At 58.4% G+C, this 13,848-nt stretch carries 14 protein-coding genes; 4 read left to right on the top strand and 10 right to left on the bottom strand.

All coding sequences use genetic code 11. The annotated features are described in order from the left end of the window. Nucleotides 1–340: 340 nt before the first annotated feature. From AC0L3A_RS29370 to AC0L3A_RS29360, 3 genes are all read right to left on the bottom strand, one after another. Nucleotides 341–625, bottom strand: coding sequence for a hypothetical protein (locus AC0L3A_RS29370; protein WP_473255633.1), 285 nt, complete (start codon nucleotides 623–625; stop codon nucleotides 341–343). A 587-nt stretch (nucleotides 626–1,212) separates the two neighbouring features. After that, nucleotides 1,213–2,286, bottom strand: coding sequence for a ComEC/Rec2 family competence protein (locus AC0L3A_RS29365; protein ID WP_473255632.1), 1,074 nt, complete (start codon nucleotides 2,284–2,286; stop codon nucleotides 1,213–1,215). Nucleotides 2,287–2,622: 336 nt separating this feature from the next. Continuing rightward, nucleotides 2,623–4,170 (bottom strand): Fic family protein, encoded by a 1,548-nt coding sequence (locus AC0L3A_RS29360; RefSeq protein ID WP_473255631.1) that lies wholly within the window; start codon nucleotides 4,168–4,170, stop codon nucleotides 2,623–2,625. Between the two features lie 356 nt (nucleotides 4,171–4,526). Here AC0L3A_RS29360 and AC0L3A_RS29355 point away from each other — a divergent pair, with 356 nt between their 5' ends. After that, nucleotides 4,527–5,576 carry a nucleoid-associated protein gene (locus tag AC0L3A_RS29355; protein WP_317245309.1) on the top strand — a complete coding sequence of 350 codons (1,050 nt, stop codon included), beginning with the start codon at nucleotides 4,527–4,529 and terminating at the stop codon, nucleotides 5,574–5,576. A 61-nt stretch (nucleotides 5,577–5,637) separates the two neighbouring features. Here the strand turns inward: AC0L3A_RS29355 and AC0L3A_RS29350 are convergent, their stop codons facing one another. Beyond that, complete coding sequence (locus AC0L3A_RS29350) at nucleotides 5,638–5,904, bottom strand: hypothetical protein (RefSeq protein WP_473255630.1); 267 nt, start codon at nucleotides 5,902–5,904, stop codon at nucleotides 5,638–5,640. A 22-nt stretch (nucleotides 5,905–5,926) separates the two neighbouring features. On the opposite strand from AC0L3A_RS29350, the gene AC0L3A_RS29345 reads away from it, so the two are divergent. Then, nucleotides 5,927–6,493, top strand: a complete 567-nt coding sequence (locus AC0L3A_RS29345; RefSeq protein WP_473255629.1) for a hypothetical protein — start codon at nucleotides 5,927–5,929, stop codon at nucleotides 6,491–6,493. A 119-nt stretch (nucleotides 6,494–6,612) separates the two neighbouring features. Here AC0L3A_RS29345 and AC0L3A_RS29340 read toward each other — a convergent pair whose 3' ends face one another. Further along, nucleotides 6,613–6,873 carry a hypothetical protein gene (locus AC0L3A_RS29340; protein ID WP_473255628.1) on the bottom strand — a complete coding sequence of 87 codons (261 nt, stop codon included), beginning with the start codon at nucleotides 6,871–6,873 and terminating at the stop codon, nucleotides 6,613–6,615. A gap of 248 nt (nucleotides 6,874–7,121) precedes the next feature. Here AC0L3A_RS29340 and AC0L3A_RS29335 point away from each other — a divergent pair, with 248 nt between their 5' ends. Together AC0L3A_RS29335 and AC0L3A_RS29330 are read left to right on the top strand one after the other, a co-directional pair. Next, a complete protein-coding gene (locus AC0L3A_RS29335) occupies nucleotides 7,122–7,820 on the top strand; it encodes an SGNH/GDSL hydrolase family protein (protein ID WP_473255627.1) in 699 nt (232 codons plus the stop codon). Between the two features lie 42 nt (nucleotides 7,821–7,862). Then, nucleotides 7,863–8,894, top strand: a complete 1,032-nt coding sequence (locus AC0L3A_RS29330; RefSeq protein WP_473255626.1) for a S1/P1 nuclease — start codon at nucleotides 7,863–7,865, stop codon at nucleotides 8,892–8,894. Here AC0L3A_RS29330 and AC0L3A_RS29325 read toward each other — a convergent pair. The 5 genes from AC0L3A_RS29325 to AC0L3A_RS29305 form a co-directional block, all read right to left on the bottom strand. Further along, nucleotides 8,891–9,352: a hypothetical protein gene (locus tag AC0L3A_RS29325; protein ID WP_473255625.1), complete on the bottom strand. Its 462-nt coding sequence runs from the start codon at nucleotides 9,350–9,352 to the stop codon at nucleotides 8,891–8,893. The two genes, AC0L3A_RS29330 and AC0L3A_RS29325, sit on opposite strands and share 4 nt — an antisense overlap. 10 nt (nucleotides 9,353–9,362) lie before the next feature. Continuing rightward, on the bottom strand, nucleotides 9,363–9,641 hold the full coding sequence (locus AC0L3A_RS29320; RefSeq protein ID WP_317245314.1) for a hypothetical protein: 279 nt from the start codon (nucleotides 9,639–9,641) through the stop codon (nucleotides 9,363–9,365). 64 nt (nucleotides 9,642–9,705) lie between these two features. After that, nucleotides 9,706–11,484, bottom strand: a complete 1,779-nt coding sequence (locus AC0L3A_RS29315) for a phospholipase D-like domain-containing protein (RefSeq protein ID WP_473255624.1) — start codon at nucleotides 11,482–11,484, stop codon at nucleotides 9,706–9,708. 39 nt (nucleotides 11,485–11,523) lie between these two features. Further along, the gene (locus tag AC0L3A_RS29310) at nucleotides 11,524–12,624 is read right to left on the bottom strand and encodes an SLOG cluster 4 domain-containing protein (protein WP_473255623.1); all 1,101 of its coding nucleotides are present in this window, start codon (nucleotides 12,622–12,624) and stop codon (nucleotides 11,524–11,526) included. A 641-nt stretch (nucleotides 12,625–13,265) separates the two neighbouring features. Beyond that, nucleotides 13,266–13,466: a hypothetical protein gene (locus AC0L3A_RS29305; protein WP_456766196.1), complete on the bottom strand. Its 201-nt coding sequence runs from the start codon at nucleotides 13,464–13,466 to the stop codon at nucleotides 13,266–13,268. Nucleotides 13,467–13,848 lie beyond the last annotated feature (382 nt).

Here is a 13,848-nt window from a genome sequence, read left to right as displayed (position 1 = left end):
AAAGGTGGGCGACATCGTCTCGGAATCCACGGGCGACTTCATATCGGTACGCCTGGGCGACTTCGTCGGAATCCGCAGCACCGCAATCAGCGTTCTAAAGAAACTATGTGAATTGTGACCAAAGTGATTTTCTTGTGCCCTAAATGCGCAGGTGCCTTCGTAGCTGACCAAATCCGCCGGGAAGTCCGAGAGCCTGGTCACTTCAGGTGCGCATTCTGCAAAACCAACGTGCACCGGTGGCGGGACGAATATGATTTTGCGAACTGGCGCTCCGTACCGAGAAGCGATGGCTAAGAACTTCTTGGGAACTACACATATCGCCGCTTCGGTCCTAAGCGGATCATCTCCTTCCCATCTTGGTGTGCAGATCCTCTACGCGGCTAGGCTGGAGATGAATGTCTAAAGCCTTCTCCCCGGAGTGTGGGAAGAAAACGCGGTTCGGCTTCGCGTGCAGACTGCGGACGTAGTAGCCTTGTGCCCGAACGGCTGATTTGATTTCGTCGCTGACCTTGAGAACTCTTGCTCTTCTCTTGCGCCACTTGTGTGCAGAGTAAAGCAGGGGTACGGCAGAGCCTGTACTCAGAACGAGCAAGTCGCGCTTGCTGCTGCGATAGGCATCATACATTTCGCCCCCGCGATCATATTGAAGTACGCATGAAATATATTTTGGTTGGCTCGATGAAGGAGCTTAGTATCTCGAATGGCAGCGCGGGTTGTAAATATGCAACGCGCGCGAGTTTTGGCTCGCTGCCTCCCAAATGATGGCAAACTGAGGTAAGATTGTCGATAAAGACAAGGAGTTCGTCGAAGCCGACCATGCCGTACGCCCGCTTGATCTCGAATTGATTGTCGAGAGAATCAAGACAACCACGTTGGAGCCCGAATTGGAGCAACAGGCCTCGGCTTTGTGGCTCGTCTTGTGATGCAGTCGCAATCAAGCCCCCCAGTTGAGCCGAACAGTCGCCCCACACCTAAAGGGGCTCTCCAGATATGACGTTCGCGCTCTAACGCCGATCGGCGGTGATACTTCTTTTGACCGTTGGTCGGGCCGACACAGGTGAAGCAATGCTGTCTGACCTGGCGTCCATGTTGCTTGCAGAGCGTCCGTCGCAGTGCGGCAAATTACGCGAAATGAACTTCGCCATCGATCACGAGTCATCGAAGTGCCGGCCGCACGGAAAGCTGCAGCGCCAGAACCTTGGCTGTCCAACGTCAATTCACGATGCGATCGCCTCGGTTGGCGACACCTCTTCGCCCTGCGGTGGTCAGACACGTCGTCCAACCCGAGTTTGCGTGCTTAGATAGCGCTTCCGCGTGTGGATGCCGGTAGACGTTGCGATAACCGTAGGAAATCACCAGTTGTCCATGCCTGTTATTCGGCATCGGCACCGACGCCGCGTCCGCATTGAAGCGCGCACCATGATGAGTTGCGACGAGGTGATCTACCTTCGTGGCATTGGCATGCATGAGGTACGCATAGTCCGCGTCTCCGGTCAGCAAGGCCGACCGTCCGCTAGTGAGGGTGGCAAGGATGGTCAATCCGCTATCATTGAGATCGCGGGCCGGGCCTCGACTCCTTACCAATTCACCAAACGGAAAGCGGATTCTTGCGTTGGCGGGGCGTACGAGCAGATTGCCCTTTTGGGCGAGTATTCGCGCCAGTCGCGCCGCGCCAGGCCCCAGCCGCTGATTGGGAACAATCCAGCGACATTCTAGCAGATGGGGGAGGTGGAAGGCACCGTGAAGATGATCCCAATCCCAATGCGACAGAACGATCGGGGGCGCCTCGCTTCGATTGATGTCGAAATTGGAGGGGAATGTATGGCGATTGAAGGAGATCGGAAATCCGACATCGAAGTGCAGAATGGCGCGGCCGCGATCATCGCATAGGGAGACAAAGTTTGCCTGACCGACATCCCTGACCAGGACAGATGCCGCTTGTGGGACCCTTTTGAGAACAGTCGATATTGCGGCGCGCGTTGCCGGCTTCGGCAATGGCGCACAGGCAGTGACGAGCGAACGCGGCAGCCCTAGCCGTGGGGCGGCAGCGGCACCGAGAGTTTGGGGTCTCGATCGCGGCCCTCGGGTCTCGTCCGGTGTATCAAGCTGCCGCGCGTAGGTGAGGACTCCGCGTGCGTGCGCCGAGTAGCCGTTGCCTTCAAGTTGAGCGTGCCATGCCGGCAGGCCGGAGCCATCCCGCTCGATCTCGAGATAAAACCAATCGGCTGGCGCCGGTGTCGCGCCCGCAAAGTGGCCAAATCGGGCTGGTGTCGTCACTACGCGCATGAGCGCGAATGTTCAGCACGAAACCCGTCCAAGAGCCGCGGTCCGGCGCCATCAACATAGTCGGCATCGATGCAATCAAATTCGAAGGATGCACGGCGATGAGGGCTTGTGCTCAATGAATCCACTCGCGAGACGCGCGCGTACAGTCCTCTGCGGGGAAACTCTGGCGGGATGCGGATAAAGAAGAAAAAGAAGATAACCTCCCACGGTCAAAACTCACCGATGCGGCGCGTCTTAGCTGCGACCACGCCGATTGAGGGCGCTATTTTTTATCAAGAGGTCGACCAGCATCTGATCCGACAGGCCCAATTCAATGAAGGTGGCACTCCGACACAGTCAACTCGCCGTTCCAGAGTCTTTCGAGAAAGCCGCTTGATAAAGCTCCTCAATCCTCGTGACTTCATCCGGCGTTAGTTCGGAGAATTCGTTGTCGCGGGCACGCTTTGAGAGTTGTCCTCCATTCTGTTGCAGGAATCCGAAGAGGTTATTGAGCGTCCGCTCCGGCATTTCGATCATGTTCTCGATGCCCGCGCGGAAGGTATCGAAGCTCCGTAAAAATTGCGTTTCCTTTGGAAGATCTTGTTCGATGGTCCTCTGCACGCATTCGTACAGAAACTCGGCGTGGGGCGTCGCGTCGAAGAAACGATAAAAATCACCGGTATCGTTCAAGACCTTGACGTTGCCCTGTGGGGTCGATTCCCATTCAACACATGGAAGCAATCTAGTCGAATAGCTTTCCAACACGGTCTTGTATTCGCTGATCTTGTCGAGAATCGCGGCAGAAACCGGAAAGTGGATCCCGGCGGGATTGAATCCGCGCCGTGCCAGAACATGGTGCATCAGGTATCGGTGAATGCGTCCGTTGCCGTCCTCGAACGGGTGGATATAAACGAACCCGAAGGCGAGCACGGCGGCAGCGACGACAGGATCAAGCTCGTTTTCCGCCGCATGATCGAACGCGATCAGTCCGCGCACGAGGGAGGGGATATCTTCGTGACGCGCGCTGATATGATCCGGGACAGGTCGCTGCGTCTCACGGTCATGCTCGCCGACGAAACCACCTTCGTTACGGAAGCCAAGTTTCACGAAGCGCTCATCGCCGATCACGATGCGCTGCAGGCGTAGAAACTCCGCCTCGTCGAGCGGGGCCCGTCCCGCTTCACCGATGACCCGGCCCCACCGCTGGATACGGTCTTGTGGCGGTCTCTCTCCTTCAATGACGTAGCTTGACCTTGAATCCTTGAGAAGAAGGAAGGCGGCGGTTCGCGCCAGCAGATCCTTTGGAACCTGGCTCACCACGAAACGGGCGCGCTCCTTGAGATCCTGCGCAATAAATTCGCTCAGCGCTGCAGTCTTGAAAACAAGCGGACAAAATTCCGGCGTTCCTGGCAAATTGTTCCGGACGCGGTGTCGTGCCGAATTCTGCCCGGAGGTCGCATGTTGAAGTTCGGTATCGACGGCGTCGACGTAAGAGACTTTATCTGCCGCAGGCAGGTTGAGTTGGCGGCCCAATAGCCATTCATGCAGAAACCAGATACGACGCGTATACAGACCGGTCGGCTTCTGTCTCGCAAGATCCGCAATCTCATCCTCGTTTACAGTGAGGAAAAGCCGTTTCAGGATTGCAAGGTCTAGTCCTTCATTCTTGAGAGCGAAGGTGAGATGCCCCTCAAGCGTCGCGTCCGGCGCATGGCGCGGCGTGTAGATGCGCCACCCCTCCTGCTCAATGATCCGGTGCTTTGTTCCGATTGCGGAAAGCACGCGCGGGACCGGGACGGATAGGCTGTAGGCGTCAACCAGCGCAGCATAGCCAACAGGAGTTGCTATCTCCGGCAGCCGCCGGTCATGAATAACAGACACTGGTCCTGAAAACTTTGTCTGCATTGTCCCAGATCCGTGAAAAACGCTCTCGAATCGTGAATTTCACTCTCAACTTGGCCTTTGAGCCGCAAAACCCTTTTACACCGTGAAAAACACTCACACAACCCGGGAAATGTGAAATGTCTTCGCGAAAACCGTTGGGTTCTCCCTCGCCCCACCCAAGGGAACACTTTTGAGAGGACCAGCAATCCATTTAGCGGCGTGGCGGCTCGTTCACCGTTCAACAGACCGGCGCCCCGCCACACGTTGGGGATGGAATTCTTAACAAGATGCAAGACTCTTAACGGAACACGACGCAAATTTTGGAATAAAACAGCGCCGCGATTGCAATCAGTTCTCTTTTTGTTCTATGGTGATAAATGTCCTTCCTTACTGAGCAGGAACTCGAAAGCCTGCGCATCGATCAGAGCGTTTTTCATATTGTCGGCCCGGGAGAGGAACATTTTCAGCTACTGACTGCGTTCGATGCCGGTCGACACGCAGCTTTTTTCCTGGGCCGCGTCCGATCGGTCAACAGCGGAAACCGATACGAGTTTCTCGCGGACGCGCCGGTGCGGGCGCAACTGGCGCGGATCAGCCGGGATAGGGCAACTTTCCAGGAGCAAAGCGAGAAACTCGCGACAGCGTTCAATGAGGCTCACGGAGGCAGCACGGCTGTCGGTGCCTTCTTGATCTTCTCGCTGTCTTGTTCAGGTGGCCGGTTATATGCACTTCTGAAATTCGAGGACGAAAAGGTTCTCAGCTACGACTACGACGTCAGCCGCGGCCGTTCGGGCAAGCCGAAGCCGACCTTCGGCGAGATTGAGCGGACTTTTGTCCAGAACCGCAATGCCCTGCAGAAGGCCGCGCTGATCAAGCTCGGCAAAGAGCGCGACGAAATCTGCGTTGTCGATCGTCAAAATCCGCAGCGGCCTGCGGCCTATTTCGAACAGTTCTTGCTCGTGCGACGCCAGCGAACGGAAGAGGAGCTGACAAGGACAATCGTCGAGGTCACGCGCAACATTGCGCACAAGCACAAAGACATACTTCCGCAGGACACGATGAAAAATCTGGCGCAACGCCTCTACGACGCCAGCCAATCAGGCGGTTCCGTCGACGGCGAAAGTGCTGAAAATTGGCTGAAGAGCATTTTCGGGCCGCTGCCTGATGATAGCCCCGTGCTGACCGACTTCAAGGCAAAGCTGAAGCGCGAAGGAATGGCGGGCGAATCGTTCGTGCTCCAAAAGAACGCAATTCAGGCTCCCAAGAACCGTCGCGTTGAGACGGCAAGCGGGGTCAAATTGACCTTCCCTGTCGGTTTGATGTCTTCAGTCATTTCGGTGAACCGCGACAGGGGCGAGATTATCATCAGGGACAAGATCACACTCGATGACTTCGAGATCAACACATCTGGTCGAACGCGTACGTGAGCTTGTCGCGAACGGCGCCGTGGCGGACGAACGTATTGACGCCCTCGTGTTGCGAGGCCGGCTACCGTCCGTCGATGCGCAGGTCGCCTGGCTCGGCTTCGTCGACGATGTCCCACCGCCGTTCTCGTCCTTGCAAGTCTATAATCCGGGTCTCGGTGGTGATCTCGTTGGGAGTGATATCTTTGATTCGACCCGCGAGATCGTGATCACGCTCGGAAAGCCAACTGCCGACGGCTGCGCCTTCTTTATCTTCCAGTCCGACATCCCACAATACTTGGCGCAGCGAACTGTCCTTCCGCGCCTCGCGATCGCCGACTTCAAATTCCACTCAGGCATTTCGCGCACGAGGATTGGAGTTCGCTTCATGGGATTTCGCGCAAACGCCACCGCGAGCCGAGCCTTTGCTTGGGTCTATCGACCCCACTCGCTATGTTCGTGACTTTGTCCCCGACCGTGAAATCGTTACCGATCTCAATCCCTGGCTATTATTGGCCGCGCCAGCGGTTTCATCGCCGGCGTATCAAGCTTGGGAAACGGTTTCTGCCCGCAGACTGTTGGGCGGTCTCGTCTCCCGCGCCTGGCTCGAGGATGGCCAGGTCTGGCTGCAAGCGGCGGCGACGCCTCCGATCTATCGCATTAGAGCCGATGATCCTGCCCTGCCCGGCGCTCGTTCTCGATTGACTGAAACCGCCAACTGGGTTTTTCTTTCGGGGACAGATGTCGAGGCACGCCACCTGCTCTTTTCCGGTGAGTTGGCTCGGGCGAGCCGTCCTCAGCAAGATCTCGCCACGACATTGGAGCAGGCGCTTGAGGCGGCCAAAGCTGCCTATGAAGCTCACGTCCAATCATCGAGCCGCGAGACTCTGAAGGCGCTCGCCGATCTCCGCAAGACCGTGATTGATGAAACTCAGAAGTAGCGCAACGGGCGCAGGATCTTGCGGCTACGCTCTGGCGCGACCTGGCCGTCTCGGCTGCGCCTTTTATACTGAAGATCCTGGGAGATGCGGCCAAGACACCGGGTCCTCTCATCTCTTCCTTATTCTACTTTGCGGCCGCCGTATTCATCGGTCTGTCGTTCGCGTTGCAGTGGCGGATCAATGGCGCGTTCTTCCAAAGCCAAGCCACGTCCCGACGGAGCTGGATGCAAAGTCTTTTTAGTTACATCTCCGTTCGCGAGCGGGAAGAAATCGCTGAAACGCCGATCGAACAAGCGATGAAGAACTATCGGGAGACCCGCGGCGTACTGCTTGTGGTCTATGGACTGTTGATCGGAGCTCTCGTTGCCGCCGGTGTCCACACTCTACACGATGTAACGCCGTCACCTTCGAGCCCCGTTACAGGCGTCGCGCCCAGCCCAGTACCAGTTCCGCCGCCTCCGGCAAAGCCGCCGTAAATTTGAGCGGTTAAGATTTCTACTAGCCGCGTATCCGCGATCGAGATCCAACAGGGCTTGATAATAGTCGAATGCAACTGCGATAGCGTAATCGCCCCGTCACATTTCGGCACCAAATTCCGTCGAAACTCTCGAGCGCGTAGCTGAATCTCATGCCCGCAGTCGATCAGACCGCCATTCCAGCCCAACCGAAGCGGTTTCAGCACCATATGCGGTGGTTGTCGGGACGCTTGGCCGGCGTCGGAGCAATCAAGATCGTGGCGATCGGCTCGCCGACCACGGCGGGTGAAGGCGACATCGTGCCCTATCCGCAGCGTCTCGAGCGGGCGCTGCGCGCAAGCTTTCCGGGCAGGAACTTCGATATTCTCAACCGCGGCGTCGGCGGTGAAGAAGCTCCAGACGAGCTACGAAGGATTCAAGGCGACGTACTCGGCGAGCAACCATCGGTCGTGGTCTGGCAGGTTGGTACCAACGCGGTTTGGAAGAACCAGGATCTGGACGCCACCGCCGGCGCGATCCAACGCGGTCTCGCGATGTTCGCAAATGAATTGATGGACATCGTGCTCATGGACCTTCAGTACGTGCCGGCCGTGCTCACTCCGATCATGGAGGAGCGAGCACACCGAATGGTGGCATTGATTGAGACGGCAGCCGGCCGGGCCGGCTTCCCGGTCAACGTGTTCCACCGCTTCGCATTGATGAAGCAGTGGCATGAGGCAGAACGGGTCTCCTTTGACCGGATGGTCGATCCCACCGATCCTGACCGCCTCCACCACAGTGACTGGAGCGCCCGCCGGATGGCAGAGGCGCTCGCCAACACGATCGCGATCGGCGCCACTGGAGGCTCATAAATGAAACGAAGTGTTGAAGTTTTTCCTACGCGAGGATCCGTCATGGCTAGAATTGCTGCCAGCGTCATTGTGCTCTTGAGCCTCTTCTTGGCAAAGCCCGCGTCCGCTTGGGGACCCGACGGACACCGCTTGGTCGGGTCGATTGCTGACCAACTACTGACCCGGAATGCCAAGCAGCAGGTGAAGACCTTGCTGGGCGTCGACCTACGGCAAGCCGGGCCATGGCTCGATTGCGTGAAGAGCGTCCACAGGCAAAACGATGGCAGCCTCGCCTACGTCGTGGATCCCCAGTACGAACCTCCCTGCACCCCCTTCGCGAACGACCGTAACGCCATGGTCGATTACGCCGGCCGAAACTGGATCGATTGCGTCTATCCGGAAGGAGCGAGCGCGACCGCCAATCTTGGCTGTCACAATACGTACCATTTCGACGACGTGGCCGTTCAGCGCGACAAGTTCGATCGAAACTATGCGGGTACCAATGATCATGATTTGGTCGCGACTACCAACGCCGCGATCGCCGTGCTGCTTGGCCGGCCGGCTCCGCCGCCCTTCGACATCAAGGACAAGAAGGAGGCTCTGTTCATACTCGCTCATCTCGTGGGCGACATGGCACAGCCCCTTCATGTCGCTGCGCCGTACCTCGATCCCAACGGAAGCCTGGTCGATCCGGACGTCACGCACACGATCGACCCGTCGACCGAAACCGCGGGCGGCAACTGGATCCACGATAAAGCCGTCACCGTCGGAAACGACACTTTCCATCATGCCTGGGACGACACCCCATCCGATCTGGGAGACACCGCCCCGCTGGCTTTGGTGAACGTCGCAAAGGCCGTTCCGGCCGATACGGACCGCATCGAGAACTGGTCAGCAATTTGGGCCACGGACACGATCGTGGTGGCGAAACAGACGATGTCGAATGTGACTTACACGAAGATAGGTCCCAGGAAATGGACGATCTCCTTCTCGGATCGAGCTGCGTACCTTCAGTCGGCGGATACTATCAAGCGACAGCAGCTTGCCAAGGCGGGAGCCCGTCTCGCCGAGATCGTGAACCACGTTTGGCCCTAGTCAGAAAAGCACTCTCGCGGAAACGATCCGTCAATCTTCGTGCTCGGCAGCCGCGGGCGGCTCTTTGGGGGACAGCCCGGGCGTCGCGTATTCTGTTTCTTGATCCGCATCGCCAGGAGAGTCGCATAAAGATCACGCGGAGAGGCCTTGTCGAGGTCCTGCAGATCACGATAGTTGGCCAAGAAATCCAGGATGCTCGGCCTCAGTGGCCGTGTGTCTGTCGGCGCTCGAGTTTTGAGCTTGCGGTCGAGGTCGAGCTTGGTGAGCTCGATTGCATGCTTACGCCATTCGACCTCTCTATCTTGTCTGTCGCGCGCGCCTACGACAAATTTGGTGATCACCCCGGTAATGACGCCAACGATCACGGCGCCGGTCGCACCTACGACGGCCGTTACGGCCGTCAACGTAGCCGGCTGCAGCTTAGACAGCTCTTGAAAAAACTCTTGAAGCGCGCTCATGGAGAGGATCTCAGGCTGACATGGCTCCGCCCGCCTGACCTTCCGTTTTGCCGACAATGAATTTCCGTTCTAGGACCTTTCCGGTCGAATCCTTGGCGATCACGACCAATTCCGTCCCGCCCGCGCCCTGCGGCATCCGCATCTCTTCGTGACACGGCGGGTCGGGACAATCGCTCTCGTGCACCACCTTCCCGCTCAGCCGGACGGTAATGCGGGTCACGCCGATGCCACCCAGGATCGTGAAACGGAAATTCCTGCCTTCGACGGGCGGCTTTGCATCCAATTCCATTCGTGAAACCATTCGCTAGTGAAAGGATATCGCACCACTCACCGTCGCAGTGCCTTATTGAACGCTACTGTGGACACCATACTGCCAAGTGCTTCTTGCGCGAAGCGGATAGATAGCGGCCCTGCCACGCGGGATCGTCCGACAAGTGCGACCACGGTACCTTGCCCTGATCGAACTGCCGCTTGACGTAGGCACGCCAGGAATAGTGCTCATAGGTGGCAAGACAGGCGACACTGTACGCCTCCGCCAGAGATCGATTGCCGTGCACCACGACAAAATTGTCGTCGTTCTGCTCGCTGGCGGACCCGGAAAAGTTGTGGGATCCGGTGACCACCTTGCAGTCGTCTGAAAAGGGGTCGATCACGATCATCTTTGAGTGCGTGATCGCATGGCCGATGCCCGGGTTCTGGTTGGGAAACAGAAACTGGCTGCGCGTCACTTCCCCAATCCAGTCCGAAAAGGACTTCACGACGCCTTCGGGCTGCACCAGAGCCGTCTCAAACTCATGGGACTCGGTATCGAGACCTCTCAGCGAGAATTTTTCGCGGTTATCCGACGTGACGGTGCTGACGACACCCCTGACGTAGATCTCTGAGGCCCTTGCGACAATATCAGCGAGTGGATCGGGACCGGGCTGGAACATCACATAGAGGATCATGTCCTTGGCGCCCGTCACGAGCTCGATGAGCGCCTCGATGTCGATACCTTTCCGGACATTCTTCTTCGACTTGCTTCGGACCCGGGTGAACCAGACGTCTGTCCCGTTCGCCGGACGCGGCGATTTGGCGTTGTCGCCCACGAGATCCGGCGTGAAGTCGCTGCCAGCATCTCTCAGGCGGCCCCACTGCTCGAAATACAATCCGGCGATCTTTGGGTCGACAAACAGAATTCCATTATTGGCCTGCGTGCAGAGGCCGGTCGGCGCCCAATTCGTGCTTCCGGTCCACACCTTCGTTGCGACGTCGCCTTTGGTGGACACAACGACGGCGAACTTGTTGTGACCCAGGCCCTTTGAGCCGAGGATCCTGTCGTGGACGTCAACGCCGGCCGCCTTCAGCTCCTCGCGGACATCCGCGTTGCCGTCGCCCCCCTTGTCGGAGCCATTCGATAGCACCAGGTGCGCGCGCCGCTTCAAAAGCTTCAGCCGCGCGATCAGTTCCTCATCTGAGAGCTCGTAAATCGCCAGATAAAGCTCCAGCCTGGGATCCCCAATGACTTCATCGAGCAAGCGCAGGAGCGCCAAGCGAAGTTCACCCGAGAGAAATCGCCTCAAAGGCTCTTCGAGGTCGGCTATGTGATCCTTGATGTCGCGCGGCTTCCAGTTCTTCTCACGCGCGATGCGTGCGACGAATTGAGACATGACGAAGCCGCGATTGAAATACGCCTCTATGCCGTTGCCGGCTTGGCCATTCACGTGGATGGCTTCGGTCCAGCCGGAATCCGCCAAGGACAGCAGCGTGTTTTCTCCGACAATGCCCTCCCCGGACGATCCTACCGCATTGATGCGATAGCGGACCGTCTGGCCGTTGTTGGCGCCGTGATCCGTCCATTCGTATCTTTGGAAAGGCCATACATTCGACGGCCTTGAGCTATTTGCGTCATCAGCGCCATCGGCGGGCGGCTGATCGGTAAAGCCCACGCGATTGCGCAGGATCTCCGTGGGCGACCAATTCCCACCCACCTGGCGCTGGCGCTCAATCATGAAGCCCAGGCATCCGGGGATCGGTACGTCCGAAGCAGCACCGCTGGAGACGCGCCAAAAGAGCTGGACATCGTCGCAATCATGATAGGCAGTTGCTCGTATCTGAGTTCCATTGACCGTATTCGAAACCGCACCCGGCATGGCGATGCCTCCTCCCCTCGATGGGCATGTGACCCTTTGTCAGGCTCGGCTCAAGAAGCTGGTCGACACCTTCATCGGCTCGTCGGCCAGCGCAAACATCAAGTTCTGCAGCGCTATGCCAGAATGAAGCCGCAGCACATCGCCTATCTCCTTCGCGTCTACCGTGAATCTGACCTTGAGCAGACAGGCCGCGCCATCTTTCTTGCGAGCTCTCGCCAAGGTGAACAGGTTGCGGACGGTGTCGTCGACCTTGACGCCCTTCTTTGAAGGAATGGGATCACCATTCGCGTCGTATTCGGCATCGCGTTGCCAGTAGCGGTTCTCGTCGAAGAAAATCATTGGCGTGAACGATTTTGCGTCAGGGACGTAGCAGTTTCGCTCGGCGTCTTCGAAGATTTCGCGCATCGTGCCGCCGCTACCCCGGGCGTAGACGATGCCGGTGCGCGAGTTGGTGATGAGTGTCTCCTCGCGAATGCTATTGAGGAAGAACTTGGCGTAATGCGTCGCAAAGGGCGTGGTCGGCTCCTGACCATAGAGCCAGGTGGGCACACCGAGGCTGAGGCTCGGCTTGGCCGGTGCACGCGTCCTGGCGTCCAGAGCGGCGTTGATCCAGCGCCTCGCGTCGTCGAATTGGGTCTCGTGGCCCGGCGCGACCCCTCCGTCGCTGGTCACGAGCTGATCCAGCACAGGAAGCAGGGGCTCCTTCCCGAGGATGAACAGCGCCGCCGAGAAGGCCGCATCGTCGGCGCCCGCGAAAGTTGCGCCGACGTGAGCGGCCTCCATCGCACCGGGGCCGCCGCCCGTAACGATCATAAAGCCCTGTTCGGTCAGTTGACGCGCCAGCCTTGCTAGCGTCGCATAGGCAGGTTCCGCCCTCGACAGCTCGTGCCCACCCATAATGCCGACGAGCTTTGGCGTCTCCTGCGTCAGGAAGCGTCTGAGCGCGTCAGAAATGTTGGCATCGTGGTCGGCCTGCTTCCTCCGCACGTCCAGAGTCGCCGGGTTGTCAGCGCCGTCAGCGACATATTGCCGGAAGACCCGGAAATCCCACGCCTCCGCCAGTCCCATCTTCGAAGTCGGATCGTAGCCGCGTAGAAGATCTTCGGAAGAATACAAATCGGTGGGCAATTCGTAATCCAAGGGATGCTCCTAAAAACTCAGGTCAGATCGAAGGGACGGGGAATCCGCCCAGCGGACGCCGGCCGGCCAACCACGGCAAACATTCTCGGTGCAAGGTCAAATGCCTTAAACTACAGGTAGAGTGTGACATTCACTTCTCAGGTAGGCAAGGCCAAATTCCTTTCGTTCCGCCACGGCCATCCGGAGGGATCTCAGCCACCGCTCGTTTGCTCGCTGAAATCGTCAAGCCCATGCCGGCACTGAGCTCCCTGCAATTGGAAGTGCGGACAACGGCGAGGCTGACGAGAAGCAAACAAAGCTAAGTCGTTGGGTTGTTCGCACCATCCCACTCAAAAGCCAATTGAAGGAGACGCCCCTCGATGAGCTCCTCGCCGAATCCATCGAGCAGGGCAAGAATGAACCCAATCGATGACATCCTCGATATGTTCGAGACTCTGCATGAGCGGCTGGTGCGGGCGGAGGGCATGGTCGCTGACGAGATCCGGCGGCGTACGCGATGACTCCTCATGCCGCAGTCAGCGCGGTTCAGTGCCGTAAAGCCAGCTTGTACCAACGCGAGCACCGCGACCGCGCGCGGCCGACACCCGGACCGGTCGATGAAAACATAGAAAATCGACGACCGGGCCGCGATCCGACTACTCTTAAGCTTCGCCCGAGCCGGAAAACAGCACCGTCGGTGGCGCCGCGCGCGACGGCGGGAGAGTCCGACCGCCCGGGGCTCCCGGTCTGCTCTTGAGATCGTATCGCTGGGCCAGGTCGAGTAGCCGCCGCTTGGTGAATGGGTCCGCGTTTTCCGCCAGATCGCGCGCCCGCTGTGCGAAGCCCCTATAAAATTCTTCCACGACGCCACCCCGCAACATCACTGAAAATCGGATTTCAACGTGAGACGCGCTCCGCGTCAAGCGGCCTGGTACATAAGAACAATTTTCGGCGATTGACTTGGGCTCGCGGCAGGAGGGGAACTAAGCTGCTCCCAGCAGGCAAAAAACATGACTCGGCTCTACCTCAGCCGGAAGCTGTGCCCGAAGTGCGGTAAGCCGATGACGGCCGTACCCGACGACGTCGCGCCCGGCCGGCCGCGCTACGTCTGCGTGGTCTGCGAGGACGATCCGCTGCGATCCCGCCGCCCGGAAACGGGCGGAAGCCGCAGGGCTCTTCCTCGGAGGTCGCGCAAAATGTGCGTGATCCATCAGATCGAGTATGCTGTCGCGCAGAAGCCCGCTG

Source organism: Bradyrhizobium sp. MI1.3 (assembly GCF_055811695.1).
The sequence above is the reverse complement of the archived record's forward strand: the minus strand, read 5'-3'. Positions and strand labels throughout refer to the sequence as shown.

Coding starts and splice junctions, on each gene's coding strand:
- AC0L3A_RS29370 (WP_473255633.1), bottom strand. CDS start 625: ATGTATGATGCCTATCGCAGCAGCAAGCGCGACTTGCTCGTTCTGAGT.
- AC0L3A_RS29365 (WP_473255632.1), bottom strand. CDS start 2,286: ATGCGCGTAGTGACGACACCAGCCCGATTTGGCCACTTTGCGGGCGCG.
- AC0L3A_RS29360 (WP_473255631.1), bottom strand. CDS start 4,170: ATGCAGACAAAGTTTTCAGGACCAGTGTCTGTTATTCATGACCGGCGG.
- AC0L3A_RS29355 (WP_317245309.1), top strand. CDS start 4,527: ATGTCCTTCCTTACTGAGCAGGAACTCGAAAGCCTGCGCATCGATCAG.
- AC0L3A_RS29335 (WP_473255627.1), top strand. CDS start 7,122: ATGCCCGCAGTCGATCAGACCGCCATTCCAGCCCAACCGAAGCGGTTT.
- AC0L3A_RS29330 (WP_473255626.1), top strand. CDS start 7,863: ATGGCTAGAATTGCTGCCAGCGTCATTGTGCTCTTGAGCCTCTTCTTG.
- AC0L3A_RS29325 (WP_473255625.1), bottom strand. CDS start 9,352: ATGAGCGCGCTTCAAGAGTTTTTTCAAGAGCTGTCTAAGCTGCAGCCG.
- AC0L3A_RS29320 (WP_317245314.1), bottom strand. CDS start 9,641: ATGGAATTGGATGCAAAGCCGCCCGTCGAAGGCAGGAATTTCCGTTTC.
- AC0L3A_RS29315 (WP_473255624.1), bottom strand. CDS start 11,484: ATGCCGGGTGCGGTTTCGAATACGGTCAATGGAACTCAGATACGAGCA.